Origin of the sequence: Bacillus cereus group sp. N6 (assembly GCF_016483705.1) — a bacterium.
Classification (GTDB): domain Bacteria; phylum Bacillota; class Bacilli; order Bacillales; family Bacillaceae_G; genus Bacillus_A; species Bacillus_A wiedmannii.
On record NZ_JAEHBI010000014.1, the window covers coordinates 25,760 to 51,846 of the forward strand.

The following is a 26,087-nucleotide window of genomic DNA, read 5'->3' on the forward strand; positions in this document are numbered from 1 at the left end:
AACCTAGATATATGGTTAGTAATATTTATTAATGGGGGTAGTGCCATATCCCCATCAAGTTAAAATTTTGATGTCCCCGCAATGATAAAAATGGTGAATATTTATATGAAAGATTAGAGCTCTCCTACACGAAGGAGGGCTCTAATCTTTGTTTAAAAACTATATTATATAAATGGGCAGACACATCATCTGAAATTTGTCCGGGTTCAATTTAGAATATGACAAAAGAGAACTTGCGTTAGAAAACAAGCTCTCTTTAAAAGAAATAACGCAATTGAGATACTTATATAGTAACAATTGTTTTCTTCTAATTCTATATGTCTTATGTTGAGAAATAAATTATAAGTGGCTTGATAAAGCTAAAACGAATTATTGACATAATATTTTGACGATAATATAATAAATCTCGAATTCAAGATAACTTGTAAAGGATTGGTAATTAGGAACGTGAGTAACGATGAGAGCTTATCTTTAAAGTTATTTGTTATATTATCAAGGGCAGTACAGTCAATCACTAAGCGTATTGAAGAGGATATAAAAAGTTATAGACTTAATCCAACTGAATTTGCAGTGCTTGAGCTACTATACAGTAAAGGCGATCAGCCTATAAAAAATTGGAGACAAAATATTATTTGCAAGTAGTAGTATCACGTATACGTCAATTACTTCAGAAGGTATTGAATTGATGGATACTATTTTTCCACAGCATAAAGAGGGGATTCGGCAAATATTTGATAGTTTGGACTATATGGAGAAGAAATGATAATTAAAGAGTTGAAAAAGTTAGGATGTTACACACGGAAATTGTAAGTTTTTAGAGGTTATTTCTGTTTAGTAATATCCTAATTAAATATAAATTAAATAAATAGGAGGAAAAATTAATAAATAGTAGTAAATTTGTTGTAATACAAAATAAAAAAATTATGTAATTGCAATTAGTGTAGTAGGTAATAAAGTTGTTATGTTAACGTATACATATTGTCCTTTTCATTATAAATCTTTCATAAAGCGGAGAGTGGGTATCAAGAATGGAATTACGTCATTTAGAGTATTTTATTCAAGTTTGTAATAATAATAGTTTTACTAAAGCTGCGGAAGTTCTAGGTATTTCACAGCCGACTTTAAGTCAGCAAATACGTGTGTTAGAAGGTGAACTTGATACACCCTTGTTTCATCGAGTTGGAAGAGGTATCAAAATGACAGAAGCGGGTAAGCTGCTATTTGATAAAGGAAAATTTATCATGCAACAATTTGATGACGTTTATAATGAAATTTTTGAATTAAAGGGTGTAAAAAGAGGTGTGATTACTATAGGAGGTTTATTAGAGGACCTCACTTATTTAACACCTTATATTATGAAGTTTCAACAACATTATCCCAACATTATAGTAAAAATTATAGAATCCGAAGTTGCTGTAAATCAAATCGTTGACAAAAATATTGATTTAGGGATCACACGTAGTGCTCAAATTCCAGACACATTAACAAGCACCCTTTTGTATAGCGAAGAGCTCGTCCTTGTAATTCCAAAAAAACATCCTTTGAATGAAAAATCATTTGTTTCTTTTCGAGAATTAGCAGGGCTGAGTAGAATAATGGTTTCATGTAGTTGTCGTGAATCTATTAAGATATATTCTGAGAGTTTAGGGTTATCTTTATCTGAAGCAAATATAGAAACAAAATCTTCTATTTCTCTATTGAGCCTTGTATATAATGGACATGGCGTTGCCATAATACCTCTTTCACTAGTTGACTTTGTTAATAATGATAATTTGAGTATAGTTCGTATTATTGATCCGACACCAAGTCAAGATATTAATCTTATTCACTTTGATGATAAATTTTTAAGTTTTGCAGCACGTATCTTTATGCAAAAGTTAAATGATCCTGAAAAAGTATCAGTATAATAGAAATAATAATGATTCTAGTGTAAAATTTGAAAAAATCTATAAGTCTTGAGGTGAAACCTATATTAAAGTCAAAGGGCAGTGGCTTTATATGTGTGGTGTGATCGATTCAAATGGGAATCCCATTGATTTTTACTTAAGGGAAAAGGACAGACTTTGCCTGGAGAGAAGGCTGTAAAAAACAAGTCAAGTTAATCTATCAACTCTTCGGTCTTCTCGCATAGTAATAGATTCAATTAGGGATATACAATGCTACTTCAAATCTACATATCCTTATTGTAGAAAGAAACCCACCGGCATTATACCGGTGGGTTTGACTTAGAAAGCAAAACAAGTACAACCAATACCCCATTTAGTTCCATCTTTTCCTATTACAGTATGAGTGTGTTGATGGAGAGGGTTACTGCAACTATGTAACTTGTGATCATGGGCATCGTGAGAAAGTATAGTGTGGGCTAGGTTAGCACCACCATAACCATAAACTCCCGTCGGTGACCAATCAGGTGATGCTGGCGGCAATTCAGGTGATAAATTTTTAAATTCATCATTTCCATAAACAACCTGCCCACCCATAATGGTGAGTAATGATTCAAGGTCTTTGATTTCTTCTTCTGGCACAGTAAAGTAGTCAGCAGACAATACAGCAATATCAGCAAACTGACCTACTGTAAGGGTTCCCTTTTTACCTTCATCACCAGAGAACCACGCACTTCCTTTTGAATATAATTCCAGGGCTATTTTTCTATCAAGTTTATTTTTTTCATCGTATATCGAAAGACCACCAATGGTTTTTCCGGCAACCATCCAATAAAGAGCGACCCAAGGGTTATAGCTGGAAACCCTAGTTGCATCACTACCAGCGCCAACAGGTATACCTAGGTCTAACATACGATAAATTGGAGGAGTACGCTTTGCAGCTTCCTTTCCGTATAAATCAACAAAGTATTCACCTTGAAAAGCCATGCGGTCTTGGATGGCAATACCGCCATTTAAAGCCTTAACACGTTCCATACTACGATCTGAGATTGTTTCTGCATGGTCAAACCACCATCGTAGACCATTAAAAGGAATTTCTTTGTTGACTTCCTCAAATACATTTAAGAAACGTGTGATTGACTCGTCATAAGTTGCATGTAAACGGAATGGCCAACGGTTTTCCACCAATAAAGAAATTACTTTCTTTAAGTCAGCTTCCATCATCGTAGCTAGTTCAGGCCGTGGCATTTGAAATTTTTCAAAATCAGCTGCCGAGAATACTAACATTTCTCCGGCACCATTCATTTTATACTTATCAGTTCCTTGACCGGGAGAAACAATTTTTGCCCATGAAGCAAAGTCTTCATATTCATGATTAGGATTTTGCGTAAATAGATTATAAGCAATGCGCAAAGTTAATTGTTCTTTCTCGGCTAAATGTTCAACAACTTTGTAGTCATCAGGGTAATTTTGGAAACCACCACCTGCGTCAATGGCACTTGTAATACCTAATCTATTTAATTCGCGCATAAAATGGCGAGTTGAATTAATCTGGTCGTCAAAATTAAGTATTGGAGCTTTACCCAGACTTGAATAAAGAATAGAAGCGTTAGGATTTGCAATTAAAAGGCCCGTTGGATTACCTCGTTTATCCCGCTCAATTAAGCAGCCTGGAGGGTCTGGGGTATCTTTTGTGTATCCCAGTGCACGCAGCCCAGCACGATTTACAAGTGCTCTATCGTAAAGATGTAGCACAAAGACAGGTGTGTCTTCAGAAACAGCATTAATCTCTTCCAAAGTTGGCAACCGTCTCTCTTTAAATTGAAATTCAGACCAACCTCCAACTACTCTTACCCACTGAGGAGCAGGTGTACGCCTTGCCTGTTCTTTGAGCATTTCGAGAGCAATGGCAAGTGAAGGCACACCTTCCCATCGTAATTCCATATTATAATGAAGACCGCCACGAATAACGTGTATATGAGAGTCATTCAGGCCCGGAATAGCTCTCTTTCTTTTAAGGTCTATTTTTTTTGTTTTTTCTGTGGCACTATCAAGAAGCTCATCTCCACCTACTGCAGTTATTAAACCATCAGCTATGGCGATAGCAGACACCTCAGGTTGAGAGGGATCAAGGGTAGTAATTTTTCCGTTATATAAGATCATATCCGGTAAATTCATATTCACACCTCGTCTACTTCCTATTATTTTGTAACCATGGATGAAATAATTTACCGAAAATCGGCATAACTACCCATGATAGCAAGGACACTATACATACAGAAACGAAAAAAGCGGACATAATAGGATTCATATGTTTTATAATAGGTCCTATCAATTTAGGAACTAACATGCTAAGAGGCCATACACCCAGAAGGGTAACGATAGACATTTTCCATTTTGGCGGTGGAACTGGCGTTTTCGGAGTAACAAACCAATAGGCCAAACTGCTTTCAGTTTTGTACCTCGGATTAGTAACTTGAAATTGTTCTGCCGTTTTTAACAAATCTCGGCGAACATCTGATTCTTGCCAAGCACGTAGATGCTCATACGTATCAAAGCGAAAAATAACAGTATACTCTCTGGATGCATTATTAGGGACTATTAGATTTACACCTAAATGCCCTGGGAATTTAGTAGCGGCAGCTTCGATTTCATGTCTCCATGTTTCAAACTGTTTTTCTTTACCTTGTTGAATTTTCCATGTAACAATCGTTGTTACTGGATCAGCAGCATCCATCGTGTTCTCTGTATAAGTCTCCTCGACAGCTACTCCTTCTTGTTTCATATTTTCCTGCTTGGAAGCGCACCATGCACCATAGTATATGCGTATTCTACGCCTTGACCATAAGCACCAGTGTGTTCTTTTACAATCTCCATTACCGCATCATAAGTGTCTTTGTGTGCCCAGTCACGTTGATATTCAAGTAAAACTTGAATTGCTGTTACTGGAATTGCACCAGCTTGTTCTACACGACGCATAGCAGCGTTATGTGCTGTCAAACTAGTACCACCTGAAGCATCATCAACTGCATACACCTCATAGCCAGCTTTAATTGCTTCAAGCACAGGGAATGCAAGGCAAACTTCAGTCCAAAGTGCTGCAAATATTAATTTCTTTCTACCTGTTGCTTTAACTGCTTCAACAAATTTTGGATCTTCCCAAGAGTTCATTGAACTGCGTTCTATAATTTCATGGTTTGGGAATATGTCAAGAATTTGCGGCCAAAAATAACCAGAAAAGCTGCGTGTCTCAACTGTAGTAAGAATAGTAGGTACGTTAAAAGTTTTTGCTGATTTAGCAAGTAGCATAACGTTATTAATCAATGTTTGTCTATCAATACTTGCAACTCCAAAAGTCATTTGAGGTTGAAAATCAATCAAAATTAAGGCACTGTTCTCCGGATTTAACAATTCGAAATTACTCATAATAAAACGCTCCTTTTTTATTATTTAAGATTAAATTTAGAAAGTAATGTATTTTCTGTCAATATAAGCTGTAATCGTAAAAATAAAAGCTTTACTATACTTTTTAATTTAAAAGAGAGTGCTGACTTAATCAGCACTAAATTTATACTATCCATTTTTTTGAAAGTGATTTAAAGCTATTTCTTTGAAATACATTTATGCATTTTGTTTACTAAGGTCTCGTTGAGCTCCTAAATAGCTTCCAATTATATTTTGATAGCCGGGAAGATTACTAGCAAGTAAATTGCCAAAACCTTCAACATCGTTTCGCCAATCGCGTTGTAATTCGCAAGCTACGCTAAACCAGTTCATAAGTTGCACGCCATTATGTGCCATACGAGTATTGGCAGCATCTGCAACTTGTTTACTGAAAGTTCCTGAAGCATCAGTAACAGCAAATACTTCATATCCAGCTTTTATAGCGGAAAGTGCCGGGAAAGCAACACAAACGTCCGTAACTACGCCCGCGATGATAAGTTGTTTTTTTCCAGTTTCTTCGATTGCTTTTACAAAATCATCATTATCCCATGCATTAATTTGTCCAGGTCGAGCTATTTTTTGTGCGTGAGGAAAGAGATCAACCAATTCTTGCATTAAAGGTCCATTAGGTCCGTTTTCAAAGCTAGTTGTTAAAATAACTGGTAAATCAAAAAACTTAGCAGTGTGAGCAAGAGCTAAAACATTGTTCTTAAATTCATCAACACCATAGTCACGTACTAGTCCGGACATAAGACCAGTTTGATGATCTACTAAAAGCACGACAGCATCATCTTTGTTAATACGAGAATAGAGATCAGTCATTATGTATTCCTCCTAAAAATTAAGTAATCGAAGAAAGTTTAAATAGTCAAATATTATCATGATTTTCTTCGTTTGTTACGATTAGTTTGTAACTAAGCTGAACGATAATATTAGTTATAACAGCATTCACAGAATATGAAGCGCTATACAAATTTATAGTATTTGAAAACCGATTCATTAATCAATTCTAAATTATCTATAATTCGGATAGATGGTAACTATAGTTATTTTCACCATAAAATTGATTGGTTTTACCTATACATTCTATAGATAGAACGATATTGATAGTTACCTATTTTTGTTATTAGAATTGAACAGGAGGAATGTTCAGCAATTATTTCAAGATGAAAAAGCTATTAAATGGGGAATTGTTCCATGCTTAGAGTTAACAACATAAACACGCATAAATAGGTTACGAGATTCATCCGGATTATTGAAGAAAAGGATATATATTAAAATATTTTTTGGAGGTAGAAGAATGGCAAAGATTACTGTAGGAACCGAAAATCAAGCACCAATTGAGATATATTATGAGGATCATGGCATAGGAAAACCAGTTGTACTAATTCATGGTTGGCCGCTAAGTGGTCGATCTTGGGAATACCAAGTTCCCGCTCTTGTTGAGGCTGGATACAGAGTTATAACATATGATCGTCGAGGTTTTGGAAAATCATCTCAGCCGTGGGAAGGGTATGAATATGATACCTTTACTTCTGATTTACATCAACTATTAGAACAGTTAGAGCTTCAAAATGTCACACTTGTTGGTTTTTCTATGGGTGGAGGCGAGGTAGCCTGGTATATTGGAAAATATGGAACCAATAGAGTAGAGAAGGCTGTATTTGCAGGAGCTGTACCACCATTTCTTTATAAGTCAGCTGATCATCCTGAGGGTGTATTAGATGATGTAGCAATTCAAGGATTTGAAAATGGAGTAAAAAGTGATCGCCTAGCATTCCTTGATGAGTTTACGAAAGGATTTTTTGCTGCTGGAGATCGAACTGACTTAGTTAGTGAACCATTTCGACTTTACAATAGGGATATCGCTGCGGGTGCATCACCTAAAGGGACACTAGATTGTATCGCTGCTTTCAGCAAAACAGACTTCAGAGGCGATTTAGCCAAGGTTAATATACCTACCCTTGTTATTCATGGTGATTCAGATGCAACTGTACCATTTGAATATAGTGGGAAGTTAACACATGAAGCAATTCCTAATTCTAAAGTAGCGTTAATAAAGGGTGGTCCACATGGGCTAAATGCAACGCATGCCAAAGAATTTAATGAAGCACTCCTATCATTTTTAAAGGACTGATTACAACTATATAATTGTTAATTGATAAATTATAAACAAGTAAAAATAAAGCTTTATAAAAGATGCTCTTGGATAAATCCAGGAGCATCTTTTTAAATTAGGAGTAGTGCACCACGGTAATCTTCCATTATGAAATTTCTATTCATTTTTAAATGGTGATATTGAGATGTTATCTTGAAAAATACTCATTAATTTCGAATTGAATAATCTTCTTAACAGCTAAAATGTAATGGTTAGAGTTTTTTTAGACCTCTTAGATGTATTGCTATATTACTATCAAGATAATATTTTGAATAATCCTCAAAACAAAGATTTTTTTGTCAGAAAACAATAAAATCTTATTAATTTTTATAATTAGTTGAATTTTTATAGAAATAATCCTCTTAATATATTAAAATAACATCGTATTATGTCTGATTTTAATTAGGGGAGAGAAATTTTATGTTGAAAAAAATCATTCCAGTTGCTTTAGCAATAAGTACAGTTACTTTTACTAGTGTATTTGCTGCGCCTTCAGCACAAGCAAGTACAGAACCAAACCGCTACATAGATGTGCAAATGCTCGGTATTAACGATTTTCATGGGCAGGTAGACACTGTAAAAAAAATTAACAATAAAGATGCAGGGGGAATTGAGTACTTAGGGGCTTATTTACGTGATCGTGAAAAACAAAATCCGAATACATTAAAGGTACATGCTGGCGATGTTGTTGGAGCAAGTACTCCTGTTTCAGCATTATTACAAGACGAACCTACGATTGAATTTCTAAATGATTTGAAATTCGATGTTGGAACTATAGGAAATCATGAATTTGATGAAGGTGTTGCGGAAATGAACCGCCTTATTTATGGTGGATACCATGAGAAAACAGGGAATTTTAAAGGAGCAAAATTCCCATATGTTGCTGCAAATTTATATAATAAATCCACCGGTCGTTTATTTTTACCACCATTCACTATAAAAAAGGTACAAGGAGTTCCTGTTGGATTTATCGGAGTCGTAACAACGGATGTTCCTAACCTTGTTATGCCTACTATGCTAAAGAATGTAGAAATTACAGATGAAGTTGAAGCTATTAACAAATCCGTAAAGCAATTAAAAAAACTAGGCGTTAAATCTATCGTTGTTCTTGCGCATAACGGAGGTACAACAGATGGGAACGGCGTAACAAATGGTGATATCGTCCGATTAGCAAATGAGACTGATCCAGAAGTCGATGTTATTTTTGGTGGGCATAGCCACACTTATGTAAATGGAACTGTTAATAATAAACTTGTCGTACAAGCAAATTCTTATGGTATGGCTTTTGCTGATGTTGATGTAAAGATTGATCGTAAGACACAAGATATTGTTGAGAAAAAAGCAGAAATTGTTACAACTTACCATGAAGGCATGGAGCCTGATAAAAAAATAAAGAAGAAGATGGAGAAATATCAAGCAAAAATCGCACCTCTTGTTAATGAAGTTGTAGGCAAGTCTATTGCTCCACTAGATCGCAAACTAAATACGGCTGGTGAATCTACTCTCGGAAATTTAGTTGCTGATGCCCAGCGTGCAACAATGCAATCCCAAATTGCTCTTATGAATCCTGGTGGTATTCGTAATGACTTAGATGCTGGTGATATTACATGGGGAGAGATATATGGTATTCAACCATTCGGAAATCAATTAATAAAAGTAAATTTAACAGGCCAAGACATTCGTGATATTTTAAATCAACAATGGCAAAAAGACATAACAAGAATGCTTCAAATTTCAGGGATCCAATACACTTGGGATGCGAACAAGCCTAATGGAGAAAAAGTAACAAGTATCCGCTTAACAGATGGAGAAGAAATTATTCCTTCTAAAACTTACAGCGTAGTTGCGAATGCATTTCTAGCTTCAGGTGGAGATGGATTTGTATCCTTTAAAAACGGTAAAGATGCTGAAACAGGACCAACTGATTTTGAAGCATTAGTAGATTATATAAAAAAATCAAAAGAACCAATTCAGTCTATTATTGATGGAAGAATTCAAAAAATAAATTAGGTTTTTATTAATCTCAAAAACAACTAGATTACCTGTGCGCTAAACCTTTTAGTGTGCAGGGTTTATCATTCGTTATCCAAAGGAAAAGGAAAATATAACTGGTTATGCGTATGAGCCTTAGCGTATTTGCTGTGTAGGAGATATTGCAAAAAATATATAAGGAAAAATTAACTTTAGAGGAATATATGAGGTAAGAAAGCCAAAGTGAATTGCAAATCTGTATTTTTGTTTAGGGAATAGTATTTTATAAAATAGTAGGGTACTTTATTTTAATAGATTCAAAAACTGCCTATCTAAAAATTTGATAGGCAGTTTTTTTCTTTTGGGCACAAAGTGAAATAATTTTATGATGTTCGCACATGTAGAAAATGTAATGTGTAAATATATCCGAAACACCAATCATTGCCCCTCATTATTAGCGATAGGATAGCTACTTAAGGACAAAAAAGAATGGGCTAACTTTTGTGCAAAATGTAATGGAGGCTCTACCGACTGGATATGAATATACATAATTAAGGGATTCATGTACAGCCAGTGATTATGTAAAGCACTTACAATGATTCCTTGTTGTACAATTGATTTCATAAATGCAGGAATTTCTTCTTGTAGAACAGCGATTTCGCCTAAATTTAATGCATTACCATTTGGATCCAACGATTCAAAACTTACTCCGACGGGCACTACAGAAGTACTCGGTTTTGCTTGAACAAGCACCCTAAAATCGCGGTGAAAAGACACTGAACAACCACCTTGATTTCTTTTACCTTTCCCTTTAAGTATTGTAGCAAATTGTTCACAAAGGAAATTAAAATTTTGCATAAATTCAATTCCTTTCTTGTACAAAATTATATAATTAGGGATTCGATTGAGGAGATACAGATAAACAATCTTTCTTTAGCATTCAAAAAACAGGCTGTGATTTTAATGTATCCAATGTTTATTTTAAAAGAAATACACGCGATATTACTTGGATATTCAGGATTTCATTGAAGATGATTCGTGTATCCGGGTTAATAAATTTATGATTCATGATAGTCCGTTCGAGATATTGTTATAAAAAATCGATAAAGTATGCAATTATACGCTTTTAGTTTATGTAGGCTAGATAAATATGTGTCTAAATTTGAATGATAAAACTAGAAAACAACGTTGAGAAAATAACCAATATTATTTTATTTTCTATAAACAAGTACTGCTAAATAGTAATCTTTTTCGAAATGAGTGTAAAAAGACAATAAAACTATTAAATTTTAAAGCCTAAAACAAGCATAACCCCGTTCTAAATTTAGGACGGGATTAAAATATAGTTGTTTAATTTTCGATATAAGATACTTCACTGTACTCAAAAATATAACAATAAAGTCGTTTGAAAATCTAAGGTTTCTTCAACAATATCCCCTCTAATGGAAGATTGATCTACAATATCAGAGTGAAATAATCACCTGATTCATAGAAAAAACGCGGTTTATACTGTAATCCGTACCATAACAAAGCATTAGCCAGTTCCCATGTGTTCAATTAATTGAAATGCTGTCGGAGTTGGACCATTTTCGAGCCTCAAGCGAATTAAATTAGCACAATCTTCAGGGTTTAGTACTGAAGTATCGATTTCTAAGTCATAAATACCGAGCTCATGGACGGACTCTTGCCATAGTTTTACTGGTAATGGGATTGAACCATCTTCTGAGTAACCAACTTTCCATGTCTCTATCCGTCGTTTCATAATAATTTCAATTGGACAATGTACCCCCACAAACATAACTGGCAGTCCCTTTAGTATCCGTGCACATTCGGGCAAAATTCTCCGTGGGACGGAATAATTGTCATGATGACCAACATCAACTACGATGTTTATCCCTAAACGACTGTGTGCAGCAATAGACTCATACATGGCTTTATACATAAGTATAACCAAGGGCTCAATATCGGGTCGCTCGCCACCAGGACGTAACCCAATACCTGGGTGATAGCATTCTGGGGTCATTTGCATGAACCCATCTACTCCTAAGTTCATCCACACACCTTTAAACGTGCTCTGGATTATAGTGGCGATACTAGATTTTCCAGATCTAGGAGTACCGTTCATAATAATAATTTGTCCAGGTTTATCCATTGGTAACATACAGGAAGACCCCTTTCATGATTCTACCTTGTAATCGTAACTCCGATTTTCCCTTTAAAAGAATAACTTACAACTTCAAGAATGATCCTCAAGAGTCCTTTCTCATTTCACAATCTGGCCCAATTGTTGAATAACATAATAAAGTCGTTTAAAACAACTTTATTATGTTTTAAACGACTTTATTGTAAATCGAACAACTTTATTACCTCTGTACAATGAGTCTTTCTTATATAAGTATATTACTACTATGAATTAAATACAGGATTTCGTTTGAATACTAAAGAACGGGTTCTAAAATACCGTATCTATTCACGAAGAATCTAGTTGTTTCTTCTTGTATCTATTTACATTTTTCAAGAAAAAATATAGAGGTGAATTCTTTAATTTTTTCTTGGAAAATGTTCATGTACGGTTATTTTAACCAAAATTTTCATGAAAATACCTTCAGAAAGAACGTAGGTTCGTGTACAATGAGAACAAACGTTCTTTTTGTTAGGGGTGATAACCTTGTATGATTATTCTCTTTTACCGAATCGTATTATTCTTTGTGTAGATCTTCGTAGCTTTTATGCAAGCGTATCATGTATTAAAAAAGGACTTGATCCACGATATACGAAATTGGCTGTTGTAGGAGATGTAAACCGGAGTGGATCAATTGTATTAGCAGCAACACCGCCACTAAAAGCGTTAGGAATTAAGAAAATGGCACGGTTGTACGAAATACCGAAGCGGCCAGATATTATTATTGTAAATCCGATTATGCATACGTATATGAAATGTTCAACTTACATAACAGGCTTAGCTTTACAGTATGTTGCGCCGGAAGATTTTCATCAATATAGTATCGATGAGTTTTTCATAGATATGACCGCAAGTATTCATTTGTTTGCGAGTAATCCGTGCGAGTTTGCATTAAAGTTTAAGAGAGAAATATATGAACGTACACGGATTGAAAGTACGATTGGTATCGGTCCGAATTTATTATTGAGTAAAGTAGCGATGGATGTGGAAGCGAAGAAGAATAGGGATGGAATAGCGCAGTGGACGTATGACGATATACCCGAGAAGTTATGGAGTATTAGACCGCTCAGTAAATTTTGGGGTATATCGTATAAAACGGAAATAAAATTAAATCGAAAAGGTATACATACGATTGGGGATTTAGCGCAGTACCCATTGAAGTATTTAAAACAATCATTTGGTGTAATAGGAGAAGAATTACACTTGCATAGTAACGGGATTGATTTCAGCAGAATAGCAGAGAAATATGTTCCAGCGACAACATCTATAGCAAAAAGCCAAATATTATTTCGTGATTATTCAATAGAAGAGTTCGCTGTTATTTTATTAGAGCATACAGAAGAAGTTTGTTACAGATTGAAAAGCGAAAAGAAATACGCGCAAACGATTCATTTTTCAGTCGGATATAGTAGGGAATACGGGGGAGGAATAAAAAAAGCACATACGTTAAATAGAGCAACAAATTTAACGATGGACATTTACAACGTTTGTACCTATTTTTTATACGAGAGGCATACAGGAGAACCGATTCGATCGGTAAGCCTTTCCTTAACAAATCTAATAAATGAAGGAGAAGAGCAAATTTCGCTTTTCGATAACATTATACAAAGAGAAAAAGAAATGAGATTAACGAAGGTGATGGACGAAATTCGAACACGATTTGGTAAGAACAGTATTTTACGTGGGATTTCTTACACAAGCGTCGCAACAGCAAGATATAAAAACACATTATTAGGAGGGCACAAATCGTGAAGAATGCTAATATGCCAAAAGGAAGAGGAATGGTAAAGTGGCAACCGTTTGCTAGTATGCCAGAGCAGTTCATCTGTATTAAAGACATGATACAGGAGCAAACAAAAGTCCCGCGTCCAATCTTAACGCAAGATGCAAAAGAAAGGATTGAAAATAAGCTGTTAATTTCATATTTAGGTGAAGAAGAGGTTTTACTTACATATTATAAAGAGGGCTATCTATATAAAAATTACATAACAGTAGCTGATATAAATCCATTAAATAAGACGATTACTTGTACCGATACTTTTCATAATCAAAGGATGTTTAAGTTTGGTGATGTAGTTGAAGTGAATTAGAGGGGGGAATATCTCTTCCTAACTTAATTATATCATGTAAATCAAGTTCGAAATAGACTGTTTATTCGTATTTACTACTGCTACAATCAAGAACACATGCATAGTAAGGAGAGATGGTAAATGAGTTCTTTCGTTCTCGATTTTCAGGAAATAGAAAACACGCAGCTTGCACTCGTTGGTGGAAAAGGATTGAATTTAGGGGAGTTATCAAGCGTTCAAGGGATACAAGTGCCAGAAGGATTTTGTGTTACAACGGTAGGATATGAAAAGGCCATCGAGCAAAATGAGGAGCTTCAAACTTTGTTGCAGCAACTAACAAAGTTGAAAAAGGAAGAGCGAGCTCAAATTGGTGAAATGAGTAAGAAGATTAGAGAAGTCATTATGGCAGTAGAAATCCCTACTGATGTAGTGGAAGCGGTAGCTCATTATCTCTCACATTTTGGAAATGAACATGCGTATGCTGTGCGTTCTAGTGCTACGGCTGAAGATTTACCGTATGCCTCATTTGCTGGTCAACAAGATACGTATTTAAATATTATCGGTAAAGAAGCGATTTTGCAGCATGTAAGAAAGTGCTGGGCTTCTTTATTTACAGAGCGAGCAGTTATGTACCGCATGCAAAATGATTTTGAACATAATCAAGTTTCTATATGTGTTGTCGTTCAAAAAATGGTTTTCCCAAAGGCTTCGGGAATTTTATTTACTGCTGATCCGGTTACTTCTAACCGAAAGGTAGTATCAATTGATGCCAGTTTTGGACTTGGTGAGGCATTAGTATCAGGACTGGTCTCTGCTGATAATTATAAAGTAAAAGAAGGCAAAATTACCGAAACGATGATAGCAACTAAAAAATTAGCTATTTATGCTTTAAAAGAGGGCGGAACGGAGACGAAACAGATTGATCCGGCTCAGCAAAAAATTCAAACATTGTCTGAACAACAAATTTTACAACTAGCACAGATTGGAAGACAGATTGAAGCTTATTTTGATCGTCCGCAAGATATTGAATGGTGTTTAGTTGATGATACATTTTATATTGTCCAAAGTCGCCCAATCACGACTTTATATCCAATCCCTGAAGAAAATGATGAGGGAAATCATGTGTATATATCGGTTGGTCATCAACAAATGATGACCGATGCGATGAAACCATTAGGGTTATCTTTTTTCTTGTTAACGACTAGTGCTCCTATGCGTAAAGCGGGGGGAAGGCTATTTGTGGATGCTACACAAAGATTAGCTTCACCTGCTAGCAGGGATTACTTAATAAATACTTTAGGGAAATCGGATCCGCTCATAAGAGATGCATTAACGACTGTAGTCGAGCGAGATGATTTTATTACATTGTTACCAGATGATGAAACAGGAAAGAGCGCAGGTAAAAGTGTGCCACCTGCAAGCTCGCAACCAGATGTCGAAAATGATCCAGTAATTGTTACGAATTTAATACAGAATAGTGAAGCATCAATCGAAGAGTTAAAACGAAACATGCAAATGAAATCAGGGGTGGATGTACTTGATTTTATTTTGGAAGACATTCAGCAATTAAAAAAAGTATTATTTAACCCGCAAAGTATAGCTGTTATTATGGCTGGTATGAATGCTTCAACATGGATGAATGAAAAGATGGAGCAATGGCTAGGCGAAAAGAATGCAGCAGACACGCTTTCTCAATCTGTACAAAATAATATTACGTCTGAAATGGGTTTAGCATTACTAGACGTTGCTGATGTGATTCGGCCGTACCAAGAAGTTATTACGTATTTACAACGTGTAGAAAATGATAGGTTTTTAGATGAATTAGTTAAGTTTAAAGGCGGAGAAAAAGCTCGAGATGCCATTCTAACTTTTCTAAATAAATACGGCATGAGATGCAGCGGCGAAATCGATATTACAAAAACGCGCTGGAGTGAAAAGCCAACTACAATTATCCCGATGATTTTAAATAATATAAGAGACTTTGAAGCGGGTGCTAGTAAACGGAAGTTTGAAGAAGGGCTGCAAGAAGCATTGAAAAAAGAAGAAGATTTAGTAAATCGATTGCAGCACTTGCCAAATGGAAAGCAAAAAGTAGAAGAGATGAAGCGGATGGTTCGTAATATCCGTAAATTTATCGGTTATCGTGAATATCCAAAATACGGTATGATTAATCGTTATTTTATATATAAGCAGGCATTATTGAAAGAAGCTGAGCAACTTGTGCAGACCGGTGTCATTCGTGAGGTCGATGATATATACTATTTAACTTTTGAAGAACTTCACGAAGTTGTTCGCACGAATAAACTAGATTACGCGCTTATTCATAAACAAAAAAATGAGTACAAATTATATGAAAAACTCATGCCTCCTCGTATCATGACGTCTGATGGAGAAATCATTACAGGCAAATATAAACGAGAAAACCTCCCAACTGATGCGATTGTAGGTTTGCCTGTTTCTTCAGGAGTGATTGAGGGAAGAGCTCGCGTTATTTTAAACATGGAAGAAGCGAATTTAGAAGAGGGCGATATATTAGTTACTGCTTTTACTGACCCGGGCTGGACACCGTTATTTGTGTCTATAAAAGGGTTAGTCACCGAAGTTGGCGGGCTTATGACTCACGGGGCAGTGATTGCACGTGAATATGGATTACCAGCAGTCGTCGGGGTAGAGAATGCTACGAAACGAATAAAAGATGGGCAACGAATTCGGGTGCATGGGACTGAAGGGTATATTGAAGTGTTGTAATGAAATAAAAGATCATCCGCTATTATAGTGGATGATCTTTTATTATATAGCTGACTTATTTTTTTAAGCCAGCCGCATAAAAAGGTCCATGAACTGCGATTGTTGATAAAATACGAGCAATTTCCTCAGGTGTTTCTTTTTGCCCGTTATTTAACCATTGTTGAATGACACCTATATGAGCAGATGCCATATATGAAGTTAAGTATTGGCTTGGGACAAGTAAATTCTCCTTATTAATGAGAGCACCATTCGTATCTTCAAATAGTGTTTTCCACATAAAGTCTTTCAGTTTTGTTTGGAAAGATAAATCTCCTTTTGGGCTAAGTACAGCTTTCATAAAATCACTATTTTCATTTAGAAATTCAAGAATAGAAGTGATAAGTATAAACGGCATTGTTGGGGAAGGATTTGACCCAAGATCAGCAATAACTTCAGGCAATCTCTGTTTGGCAATGCTAGAAAACTCATACATAATTTCTTCTTGGCATTTTGTCATTAAATCAAATTTATCTTGATAATGTGCATAGAAAGTACCGCGATTTATGTTTGCTTTCGTTGTAATATCTTTCACTGTAATGGCTTCAAAACCTTTTTCTTCAATTAACTCAACCAATGCGTTTCGTATGGCAGTTTTCGTACGAATAACACGTAAATCTAAATTACTATCGCGCAAAGCATGTCCCTCCTTAATTTTTCTCAACACTTTTCAAGAATGTGTCTTATAACCGACACATTCACGATTTTTGATTATTGTATAAGGTTCAACTCGAACATATAATTCAAAATATAAATAAACAACACGTTGTTGGTTATTATAAATCAAATGATAGGAGGAGAAAAGAAATGTTTAAAAATAAACTTTTATATGTATCACCAGTTATTGCACTACTTGTTGTTTTTATTTTTTTATTAACTTTATTTCCAACCGTTCAACCTCAGCCGAAAAACTTGCCAATCGCAATTGTAAATGAGGATCAAGGAGTAGAAATTCCGAATCAACCGAAGATGAATATGGGGCAAACGATTGTTGATAATATGAAAAAGACATCAAAATCAGAGGAAGAACCTGCGGTGAAGTGGGTAGAAGTGAAAAATAAAGAAGCAGTTCAAAAAGGTTTAAATAATCAAGAGTATTACGCAGCATTAGTTATTCCGAAAGACTTTAGCGCAAAACAAGCATCATTACGAACACCACAGCCATCTTCGCCAGAGGTAGAAATATTCATAAATCAAGGAATGAATACAGCAGCTTCAACTATGGCGGGGCAAATGTTAAATGTGATCGTTGATAATATGAACAATACTGTTCGTACACAACTATTAGAAGGATTGAAAGCAAAAGGAGCTACATTAACAGCAGACCAAGTTTCAAATGTAATAACACCTATTGCAAAGAAAGTGACAAATGTGAATGAAATCGGCAAAAATAGTGCGAACGGTAACTCGCCAATGTCTTTATTCCAGCCGTTATGGATTGCAAGTTTAGCGAGCGCAGCAATTATCTTTATTGCGATAAGTAAAATGCCAGTAGGTACAAGAAAAGAAAGCTTCATATTAAAACTAAAACAAATCATAACAGGTGCTGTCACGACACTTGTCATTGGGTTCGGTCTTACATGGATTGCAGGTGGCATGGTAGGTTTAAATATTTCGAATTTCACGGATACAGCGTTGTTCTTATCTATTACATCTTTTAGTTTCTTCTTAATGATATCGGCGGTACTTTCAATAGTTGGACTAAAGGGAATCGGTCTATTCGCGCTGTTACTATTCTTCGGAGCACCGTTATTATCATTAGCACCGGAAATGTTGTCGCCATTTTATCAAGACTGGGTGTACGCATGGTTGCCAATGCGATTTATGATTGAAGGACTTAGAGAAATATTCTTCTTTGGAAAAGGGTTAAGCTGGAGTACACCCCTTACTGTGCTCGTTTGGATTGGCGTAGTAAGTATGGTTATTATTTTAGCGACTGCTTTCAAACGTAGTGTAGTAAAGGAACGAAAAACTGAAGTGAATGCATAAAAATAAGTAATGGAAAAACCGTTTCACTAGTAGTGAAGCGGTTTTTATGTTGAAATACAAGTAAGGGTATAAAATATATTGATATAATGAAAGGGAGTTAGCTATTTTTTAAACTAACTGTCCATTAGCTAGGCTTGGGATGAAGAAATCCTACTGAAAACTTTGTCGTATTATATAATTATTGTCCCTAATATACTTTATTTTTGTTAGTTTTTCTGCATTTTCTACCATACAGCGTGAAATCGTAGAGGTTGTTGCAAAGTTAACAAAACATAAACATGCAAAAATAAATGCATAAAGAAATATAGTACTCAAGATTATCTTAAAAAAGTAAGGATTTCATAATAAAGCTCTTTTAAGAAGGTATAAACAAAATAGACTAGTTTAAAATTGAACGTATGAAAAAGGAATGAGAGGAAGAGTAAAATGAAGCAGATTTCAATATTAATAGCGGATGATGAGGTGGAAATTGCTGAATTAATTGGGATACATTTAGAAAAAGAAGGTTATCATGTTGTGAAAGCTACTGATGGAGAAGAAGCAGTTCTTATCATTCAATCGCAACCAATTGATTTAGTTATTTTAGATATTATGATGCCGAAAATGGATGGTTATGAAGTAGCAAGACAAATTCGGATGAAACATAATATGCCAATCATTTTCCTAAGCGCGAAAACATCTGATTTTGATAAGGTGACAGGTCTTGTACTAGGTGCAGATGATTATATGACAAAGCCTTTTGCACCAATTGAATTAGTTGCACGTGTAAATGCACAATTACGTCGATTTCTTACGTTAAATCAACCGAAAGTAGAGGAGAATAAATCCGTTTTAGAAATAAGCGGAGTGGCTATTAATCTTGATCAACGAAAGGTAACTGTATATGGCGAACAAATTGAATTAACTCCAAAAGAGTTTGATATTTTATATTTATTAGTGAGTCATCCGAAGAAAGTGTACAGTGTGGAACACATTTTTCAACAAGTGTGGGCGGATGATTATTTCGATGGTGGAAGTACAGTTGCGGTACATATTCGTACTTTACGAAAAAAAATTGGGGAGGATACAAGAAAGGATAAGTTAATAAAAACGGTATGGGGGGTAGGTTATACGTTCAATGGCTAACATGATGAGAAGTTTTCGTTTTAAAATGATTGCTTTGTTTGCGCTAAGCATGGTGTTAGCAGCTGGCGGAACATATATAATTTATAAAGCATTACAGTTTTATTATAGAACGATGGTACGTTACGAAGATTATTTAGCTCAATTTAGACCAATTGTAGATATTAAATTCTTTTTAATGTGTTTTATCCCACTATCTGTTGTATTCTTTTTCTTTTTAACAAAACCATACTTAAAATATTTTAATGAAATTTCTAACGGTATTCACCATCTTTCTAACGGTGATTTTACAAAGAAAGTTCATATTACTTCAAATGATGAATTTGGCGAGATTGCGCGTGAAATGAATATAGCGAGTGAAAAATTAAAAGAGGCTGTTGAGAGAGGTGACTTTGCAGAAAGTAGTAAAGATCAGCTCGTCGTTAACTTAGCTCATGATTTAAGAACGCCTTTAACATCTGTTTTAGGTTATTTAGATTTAATTCTTAAAGATGAGAGTTTATCGAAGGAGCAAATTAAACATTTTTCTATGATTGCATTTGCGAAATCACAGCGACTTGAAAGCTTAATTGATGAGTTATTTGAAATTACGCGAATGAACTATGGCGTGCTAAAGTTAGATAAAAAAACAATTAATATAAGTGAATTGCTTATACAATTAGATGAGGAACTATATCCATTATTGGAGAAACATCATTTAGAAGCTAGGTTGAATGTTAATCCTCATTTATATATTTACGGTGACGGGAATTTGTTAGCTCGAGTATTTGAAAATCTTGTAACAAATGCGGTTAGATACGGAGATAATGGCCAATTTGTTGATATGAATGGATATATTGAAAATGGAGAGGTTATCGTACAAATTATTAATTACGGAGATAGCATTCCAGAAGAAGATTTACCCTATCTTTTTGACATGCTTTATACAGGTGATAAAGCAAGAACAGGGCAACAAGGTGGTACAGGCCTTGGGTTATTTATTGCAAAAAATATTGTTGAACAGCATAATGGAACGATTTCAGCAGAAAGTAATGTAATTAGAACAATATTTGAAGTAAGATTGCCAAAAGAAGAGAGTTCAAGAATTTAATAAAAATTTAATGTTTACCCCACTTTTTATTTAACTAGTTTTTTCTATCCTATACGTATGTTAGGTCAAGGAGGAACTGGTAATGAAAAAGTGGGGCTTTTTATATTGTACATAGTATGTACGAGGCTTTATATATCATTTTCAAAAACGTTCAAAAATTATTCAAGAAAAGGACGTACAGTTTCTAAAAGTAAAACACATGAAAAAGTGAGGATATTATGATATGAAGAAAGCAAAAAAACTAGTCATCGTTGGTGTGGTCACAATTGGTTTAGGAGTAGGGTCGTATATGACATTTGCAGGAGAATCTGAACCAGTTGAAACTTATAAAACATATGAAGTGACAGAAAAACAAATAGAGAATGAGCAAAAATTAGGCGGCGAGGTTATCCCAAATGGTATAGAAACAATTTCATTCGATCCAACAAAAGGTACGTATGAAATAGCTGTTAAAAAAGGTGATGAAATAAAAAAAGGGCAGCTTCTTTTTAAATATAATGACCCAATTACTAAACAAGGTGTAACAGAAGCGGAAATGCAAAAGAAAATTGGGCAAAAAGAAGTAACATTGCATCAGAAACAAATGGATGCAGCGAAGCAGAAATTAAAAAAAGATAAAAACGCTAGACTTCCTGAGGAAACGTTAAAAGCATCAGAAATCGAAGTACAACAATTAGAATCACAAATTGAAATGAAAAGGTTTGAAGTAGAAAAAGCTGATGAAATGATTAAAGCAGCAAAGGAGAAAGTAAACACACTTTCAGTAACGAGCCCGGCTGATGGTGTAATTGATGACATCGTCAAAAATAATGATGCTGGAATGAGTGGGATTACGCTTCGTCACGCTGGTCCATTTAAAGTAAAAGGTCAACTGTCTGAATATGAGCTTGCGAGTGTGAAAGTTGGACAAGAAGTAATAGTTTCATCAAAAACTGTATCTGGTAAGACGTGGTCAGGAAAAGTCACAGAAATCGGATCTACACCAGTAAAGAATATGGATGAAAACAAAAGAGTTTCTAGCTATCCATTCACTGTTACATTAAACGAAAGTGAAGGATTACAAAACGGTTTCCACGTAAACGTGACAAATAAAACAGGTGAAGCAACAGGTACAATCGTTCCGAAAAGCAGTATGGTGAAAAAAGGTGACAAAGATGTTGTATTTGTTGTCAAAGATGGAAAAGCGAAAGAACAAGTAGTTACGGTTGAATTTGAAACGGATCATGAAGCAAAAGTTTCTGGAGTGAAAAAAGGTGTACAAATTATCTCTGAACCTATGAAAAATGTAAAAGATGGTATGGAGGTTAACACAAAATGATTCATTTAAAAGGCATCACGAAATCTTTTCAAAACGGTACAGAGTCCGTCCAAATATTACATGGAATCGATGTAATACTGAACCAGGGGGAATTCACTTCCATTATGGGACCATCAGGTTCTGGTAAGTCGACCTTAATGAATATTATCGGTTGTTTAGATAAACCAACTGCAGGTACGTATGAATTAGCTGGTCAAAATATTTCAAATATGTCTGAAACAGAACTTGCACATGTACGTAATAAAGAAATCGGCTTTGTATTTCAAAATTTCATGTTACTACCAAGGCTTACAGCACTTCAAAATGTAGAATTACCTCTTATTTATGCAGGAGTTGATAAAACAGAAAGACGCGAGCGTTCGTTAGCTGCTTTAACGAAAGTTGGGTTAGCTGAACGTGCTACTCATCTTCCAAGTGAGTTATCAGGTGGTCAAAAACAGCGTGTTGCTGTAGCGCGTGCAATTGTAAATAATCCGAAATTTATTTTAGCCGATGAACCAACAGGTGCACTTGATACGAAAACGAGTGAACAAATTATGGACCTCTTTTACGAATTAAATAAACAAGGTTCAACGATTATTATGATTACTCACGATCGTGAAATCGGAGAAGCAGCAGCACGTCAAATTGTAATTCGTGACGGAAATATCGTACAAGATTGGAGAGAATAAATTTGAATACGAATGAAAATATACGCATGGCCATATCTTCTATTTTTGCGCATAAAATGCGATCTATATTAACAATGCTAGGCATTATTATTGGAATCAGTGCAATTATAACAATTATTTCAATGGGAGATGGACAGACTGCAAAGATGCAAAAGGAACTTGCAGAGAATCAGCATATGGATGAACTTAAAATAGAATATTTCAACCCTGATTCTCCGACAGAAAAAGCAAAAATTACACCACATATGGTAAAGCAATTGCAAGTGATACGAGGTGTAAAAGATGTGTATCCCAATGTGCATATGGACGTAAAAGTATATACAGGATCAAAAAATGTTTCCTTTAGTTTAAATGGGGGAACAGGAAACTTTATGCAGGACTCTAAAATGAAAATGGTGCATGGGCGAGAGTTAACACCGGATGAACTGAAAAAGCCAATTCCTGTTGTAATTGTAGCTGAAGATTTATTTAAAACACTATTTGAAACTTGGAAAGATGATTTGTATATAGATATAAAAGGAAAACCATATAAGGTTGTCGGGGTGTACAAATATGAAGACGGTTTTCAACGTCAATTTAAATTGTATGAAGGGTATACATCTATCGATAATGCAGCTTTAATTGCAGGGATTGAGGAATACGATACAGTGAAAATTAAGTTATCTTCCCCAAGTGAGCGAGAGGCTGTAGAAAAACAAGCTATATCTGTATTGAATGAATTGAAATCCCCAGAATTTGAGCATTCTTTTACAGTGGAGGATACGAAAGCATATGGTCAAAAAATAGAAGAGTCAACACGAACGATGAAAATAGTATTTGCTAGTATTGCTGGGATTTCCTTACTTGTAGGTGGTATTGGTGTGATGAATATTATGTTAGTATCCGTGACAGAGCGTACACGTGAAATAGGTATTCGAAAAGCACTCGGTGCAACGAGAGGAAAAATATTAACACAATTTCTCATCGAAGCATGTATTTTAACGTCATTAGGCGGGGCGATTGGTTTTGGATTAGGTATGTTTTTTGCTTGGATCGCATCATCAATAGGTGAATGGCCACTAGTTATTTCTGTAAGTCTTGGATTACTCTCAGTTGGAATATCGATGTCAATTGGTATTGTCTTTGGTATACTGCCAGCTAATAAAGCAGCTAAATTAGATCCGATTGAGTGTTTGCGATATGAATAAGTGAAAAGGGTAGTTTGTTAGTAAAGTGTTTTCAAAAAAAAGTAAATACTCCTGCGAGTATTCACTCTTTTTCCAACAAGTCATTGATGTAATGTCTTCTATTTCTGGAGGTTCAGATAAATGAATTTATTTGATATAGTTCAACGTAACATACGGCGTAATTTTAAAGAGTATATACTTTATTTTGTATCGTTAGCTTCCAGTATGCTTATCTATTTTATATTTGCATCACTTCGATATAGTACTCAAATAAAAAAAGAAATGGTTAATAATGTGATGATTAATAGTGTTCTTCAATCTTCAAAAGTGATTCTCATTATTTTTATAGCCATATTTATTATTTATTCTACTAATTTTTTTATAAGGAAACGTAAAAAAGAGGTAGGATTATATTCTTTACTAGGAATAACTAAAAAACAAATTGGTACGATGTTATTTTGTGAGACTATGATAATGGGAGGCGTTGCGTTAGTAGTTGGCATACTGATTGGTAGTGTGAGCTTTAAATTATTTTTAGAGTTGCTAATGAGTTTAATGAAATTACATGTACCTATTCATTTTGAGTTATCTATAAAAGCAATAATAGACACGTTCATCGTCTTTTTATCTATTTTATTATATACAGCATGGAAAAATTCTCGCATCATTTATAAATTTCCATTGATTGAAATGTTTCAAGCTAATCATCAAGGAGAACGTATGCCAAAAGGTTCTGTACTTAGGGCGTATATAGGTCTTATTTTAATGGGAGTAGGATATATATTAGCAGGCTTCTTCCGTGAAGTAGTAAATATAGTGCGGAATCCTATAGATCCAATGAACCCACTTATAAATCCTATAATGATTCCAGTTTTTATTTTGTTTGTAGTTGTTTTTGGGACATACTTTCTATTCACTTCTTATACAGTTATTGTTTTAAAGAAAATTAAAAGTAAAAGAGAAATATTTTATAGCGGAATAAATATAATAAACATTTCGCAATTACTGTACCGAGTAAAAGGAAACGCTAAGTTACTTGCAACAATCGCTATATTAAGCGCCACAGCTTTAACTGCAATTAGTACAGTCGCAGCAGGGTATTATGTAGGGCAATCTGAAACAAATGGAGATTTTATGCAACTGTATGGAGTTGCGTTATTTATTGGAAGTTTTTTAGGGGTAATATTTGTTTTGGCGACAGGTTCAATTATATATTATAAACAATTATCTGAAGCGTATGCTAATCAGAGATATTATGAAACTCTTCGTAAAATAGGTGTTATGAAAAAAGAGGTAAGAAAGTCAATTTCGAAACAAGTTAGCTTTAGTTTTATTTCACCTCTAATAGTCGGACTTGTTCATAGCTTATTTGCGATACCGATAATAAACAACATGCCTATAAATAATATCATTATTCCTATATTAATTAGTAGTGGTGCATATTGTATAATTTACTTTGGGTATTATGTGTTAACTGTTTATTCCTATTTTAAAGTTGTGTATAAATGAAATGTGTAAAAGATAAAAACGGTTCACTAATAGTGAACCGTTTTTTTGTGAATTTATTATTAATCTATAGGGAAATCAAGCAGTGATAGATAGATTTTTTTAATCGAAGAGTTGGGATTTGCGTTTTCCTTTTATATACATGCTCCTGCTATTTCAAATTGCATAAAATGTTATGTAAAATAATGGAGGGGATACGATGTATAATTCGAATGATTATGATTGGTATAGGCAAAATGATAAGTTGATTCGTGATATTGAGAAAGCAATCAATGGAGAATTTAGTGCAATAAGTTGCTATGCGAAATTAGCCAACATGGCTCCAAATGCGGCGGAACGAAATCAAATTCTTGAAATTCGTAACGATGAAATAAAGCATTTCCATCATTTTGTACAAATCTATACAAATTTAACTGGTCAGCAGCCGAAACCACAAATTACAGAAGAATGTCCAAATACGTACTTACAAGGATTAGAATTCGCAATACAAGATGAACAGAAGACAGTAGATTTTTATTTGGAAATTTCAGATGAAACATCAGATGCACATCTAAAAGAGTTATTGCGCAGAATAGCTGCCGATGAACAAAATCATGCAGTGTGGTTTTTATATTATTTTGTGAAGACGAAGTAAATGCTAAAGGAATTAAAACCGTTTCACTAGTAGTGGGACGGTTTTTTTGTGGAATAGAAGTTGTAAAATAGATATCTTTGAAGGGGGAGTAATTAATTTT

General features: G+C 34.7%; 21 protein-coding genes and 3 pseudogenes. 17 read left to right on the top strand and 7 right to left on the bottom strand.

Annotation, left to right across the window (positions count from 1 at the left end; genetic code table 11):
• Positions 1-447: 447 nt before the first annotated feature.
• The 3 genes and pseudogenes from JDS99_RS12665 to JDS99_RS12675 form a co-directional block, all read left to right on the top strand.
• Positions 448-810, top strand: a pseudogene (locus tag JDS99_RS12665) (MarR family winged helix-turn-helix transcriptional regulator).
• 218 nt (positions 811-1,028) lie between these two features.
• Entirely contained in the window at positions 1,029-1,907 is an 879-nt protein-coding gene (locus tag JDS99_RS12670; RefSeq protein WP_088063904.1) for a LysR family transcriptional regulator, read from the top strand.
• Between the two features lie 55 nt (positions 1,908-1,962).
• Positions 1,963-2,046: pseudogene (locus JDS99_RS12675) on the top strand (DDE-type integrase/transposase/recombinase); the annotation flags it as partial.
• Positions 2,047-2,225: 179 nt separating this feature from the next.
• Here the strand turns inward: JDS99_RS12675 and JDS99_RS12680 are convergent.
• From JDS99_RS12680 to ycaC, 4 genes are all read right to left on the bottom strand, one after another.
• Complete coding sequence (locus tag JDS99_RS12680; protein WP_199695163.1) at positions 2,226-4,061, bottom strand: amidohydrolase; 1,836 nt, start codon at positions 4,059-4,061, stop codon at positions 2,226-2,228.
• Positions 4,062-4,074: 13 nt separating this feature from the next.
• On the bottom strand, positions 4,075-4,668 hold the full coding sequence (locus tag JDS99_RS12685; RefSeq protein WP_199695164.1) for an antibiotic biosynthesis monooxygenase: 594 nt from the start codon (positions 4,666-4,668) through the stop codon (positions 4,075-4,077).
• Complete coding sequence (locus tag JDS99_RS12690) at positions 4,665-5,309, bottom strand: hydrolase (RefSeq protein ID WP_149212675.1); 645 nt, start codon at positions 5,307-5,309, stop codon at positions 4,665-4,667. Before JDS99_RS12690 ends, JDS99_RS12685 begins: the two co-directional genes overlap by 4 nt.
• A gap of 195 nt (positions 5,310-5,504) precedes the next feature.
• The gene (ycaC, locus tag JDS99_RS12695; RefSeq protein WP_000131218.1) at positions 5,505-6,149 is read right to left on the bottom strand and encodes an isochorismate family cysteine hydrolase YcaC; all 645 of its coding nucleotides are present in this window, start codon (positions 6,147-6,149) and stop codon (positions 5,505-5,507) included.
• 478 nt (positions 6,150-6,627) lie between these two features.
• Between ycaC and JDS99_RS12700 the strand changes: the two genes are divergently transcribed.
• From JDS99_RS12700 to JDS99_RS31720, 3 genes and pseudogenes are all read left to right on the top strand, one after another.
• Entirely contained in the window at positions 6,628-7,464 is an 837-nt protein-coding gene (locus JDS99_RS12700; RefSeq protein WP_199695165.1) for an alpha/beta fold hydrolase, read from the top strand.
• A gap of 441 nt (positions 7,465-7,905) precedes the next feature.
• Complete coding sequence (locus tag JDS99_RS12705; protein ID WP_098133157.1) at positions 7,906-9,495, top strand: bifunctional metallophosphatase/5'-nucleotidase; 1,590 nt, start codon at positions 7,906-7,908, stop codon at positions 9,493-9,495.
• A 55-nt stretch (positions 9,496-9,550) separates the two neighbouring features.
• Positions 9,551-9,689: pseudogene (locus JDS99_RS31720) on the top strand (M15 family metallopeptidase); the annotation flags it as partial.
• Between the two features lie 205 nt (positions 9,690-9,894).
• On the opposite strand, the gene JDS99_RS12710 reads toward JDS99_RS31720, so the two are convergent.
• Both JDS99_RS12710 and JDS99_RS12715 read right to left on the bottom strand, forming a co-directional pair.
• Positions 9,895-10,314 (bottom strand): DUF1259 domain-containing protein, encoded by a 420-nt coding sequence (locus JDS99_RS12710; RefSeq protein WP_088063898.1) that lies wholly within the window; start codon positions 10,312-10,314, stop codon positions 9,895-9,897.
• A gap of 676 nt (positions 10,315-10,990) precedes the next feature.
• Positions 10,991-11,617 carry a chloramphenicol phosphotransferase CPT family protein gene (locus JDS99_RS12715; RefSeq protein ID WP_087953209.1) on the bottom strand — a complete coding sequence of 209 codons (627 nt, stop codon included), beginning with the start codon at positions 11,615-11,617 and terminating at the stop codon, positions 10,991-10,993.
• A gap of 507 nt (positions 11,618-12,124) precedes the next feature.
• Between JDS99_RS12715 and JDS99_RS12720 the strand changes: the two genes are divergently transcribed.
• The 3 genes from JDS99_RS12720 to ppsA all read left to right on the top strand — a co-directional run bounded on the left by JDS99_RS12720 (position 12,125) and on the right by ppsA (position 16,455).
• Positions 12,125-13,390 (top strand): Y-family DNA polymerase, encoded by a 1,266-nt coding sequence (locus JDS99_RS12720; RefSeq protein WP_199695166.1) that lies wholly within the window; start codon positions 12,125-12,127, stop codon positions 13,388-13,390.
• Positions 13,387-13,728 carry a YolD-like family protein gene (locus JDS99_RS12725; RefSeq protein ID WP_199695167.1) on the top strand — a complete coding sequence of 114 codons (342 nt, stop codon included), beginning with the start codon at positions 13,387-13,389 and terminating at the stop codon, positions 13,726-13,728. The genes JDS99_RS12720 and JDS99_RS12725 overlap by 4 nt, the downstream gene beginning before the upstream one ends.
• A gap of 120 nt (positions 13,729-13,848) precedes the next feature.
• Entirely contained in the window at positions 13,849-16,455 is a 2,607-nt protein-coding gene (gene ppsA / locus JDS99_RS12730; protein WP_199695168.1) for a phosphoenolpyruvate synthase, read from the top strand.
• A gap of 55 nt (positions 16,456-16,510) precedes the next feature.
• Here ppsA and JDS99_RS12735 read toward each other — a convergent pair whose 3' ends face one another.
• A complete protein-coding gene (locus JDS99_RS12735) occupies positions 16,511-17,128 on the bottom strand; it encodes a TetR/AcrR family transcriptional regulator (protein WP_199695169.1) in 618 nt (205 codons plus the stop codon).
• A gap of 170 nt (positions 17,129-17,298) precedes the next feature.
• On the opposite strand from JDS99_RS12735, the gene JDS99_RS12740 reads away from it, so the two are divergent.
• The 8 genes from JDS99_RS12740 (at position 17,299) to JDS99_RS12775 (ending at position 25,987) form a co-directional block, all read left to right on the top strand.
• Entirely contained in the window at positions 17,299-18,480 is a 1,182-nt protein-coding gene (locus JDS99_RS12740; protein ID WP_199695170.1) for a YhgE/Pip domain-containing protein, read from the top strand.
• A gap of 426 nt (positions 18,481-18,906) precedes the next feature.
• Positions 18,907-19,605 (top strand): response regulator transcription factor, encoded by a 699-nt coding sequence (locus JDS99_RS12745; protein ID WP_149212679.1) that lies wholly within the window; start codon positions 18,907-18,909, stop codon positions 19,603-19,605.
• The gene (locus JDS99_RS12750; RefSeq protein WP_199695171.1) at positions 19,598-20,692 is read left to right on the top strand and encodes a HAMP domain-containing sensor histidine kinase; all 1,095 of its coding nucleotides are present in this window, start codon (positions 19,598-19,600) and stop codon (positions 20,690-20,692) included. Before JDS99_RS12745 ends, JDS99_RS12750 begins: the two co-directional genes overlap by 8 nt.
• Before the next feature lie 223 nt (positions 20,693-20,915).
• Positions 20,916-22,010, top strand: coding sequence for an efflux RND transporter periplasmic adaptor subunit (locus JDS99_RS12755; RefSeq protein WP_199695172.1), 1,095 nt, complete (start codon positions 20,916-20,918; stop codon positions 22,008-22,010).
• Positions 22,007-22,681, top strand: coding sequence for an ABC transporter ATP-binding protein (locus JDS99_RS12760; protein ID WP_199695173.1), 675 nt, complete (start codon positions 22,007-22,009; stop codon positions 22,679-22,681). Before JDS99_RS12755 ends, JDS99_RS12760 begins: the two co-directional genes overlap by 4 nt.
• 2 nt (positions 22,682-22,683) lie before the next feature.
• Entirely contained in the window at positions 22,684-23,868 is a 1,185-nt protein-coding gene (locus tag JDS99_RS12765; RefSeq protein ID WP_087984547.1) for an ABC transporter permease, read from the top strand.
• 120 nt (positions 23,869-23,988) lie between these two features.
• On the top strand, positions 23,989-25,356 hold the full coding sequence (locus tag JDS99_RS12770) for an FtsX-like permease family protein (RefSeq protein WP_199695174.1): 1,368 nt from the start codon (positions 23,989-23,991) through the stop codon (positions 25,354-25,356).
• Positions 25,357-25,552: 196 nt separating this feature from the next.
• Positions 25,553-25,987 (top strand): ferritin-like domain-containing protein, encoded by a 435-nt coding sequence (locus tag JDS99_RS12775; protein ID WP_199695175.1) that lies wholly within the window; start codon positions 25,553-25,555, stop codon positions 25,985-25,987.
• The last annotated feature ends 100 nt before the right edge of the window (positions 25,988-26,087 follow it).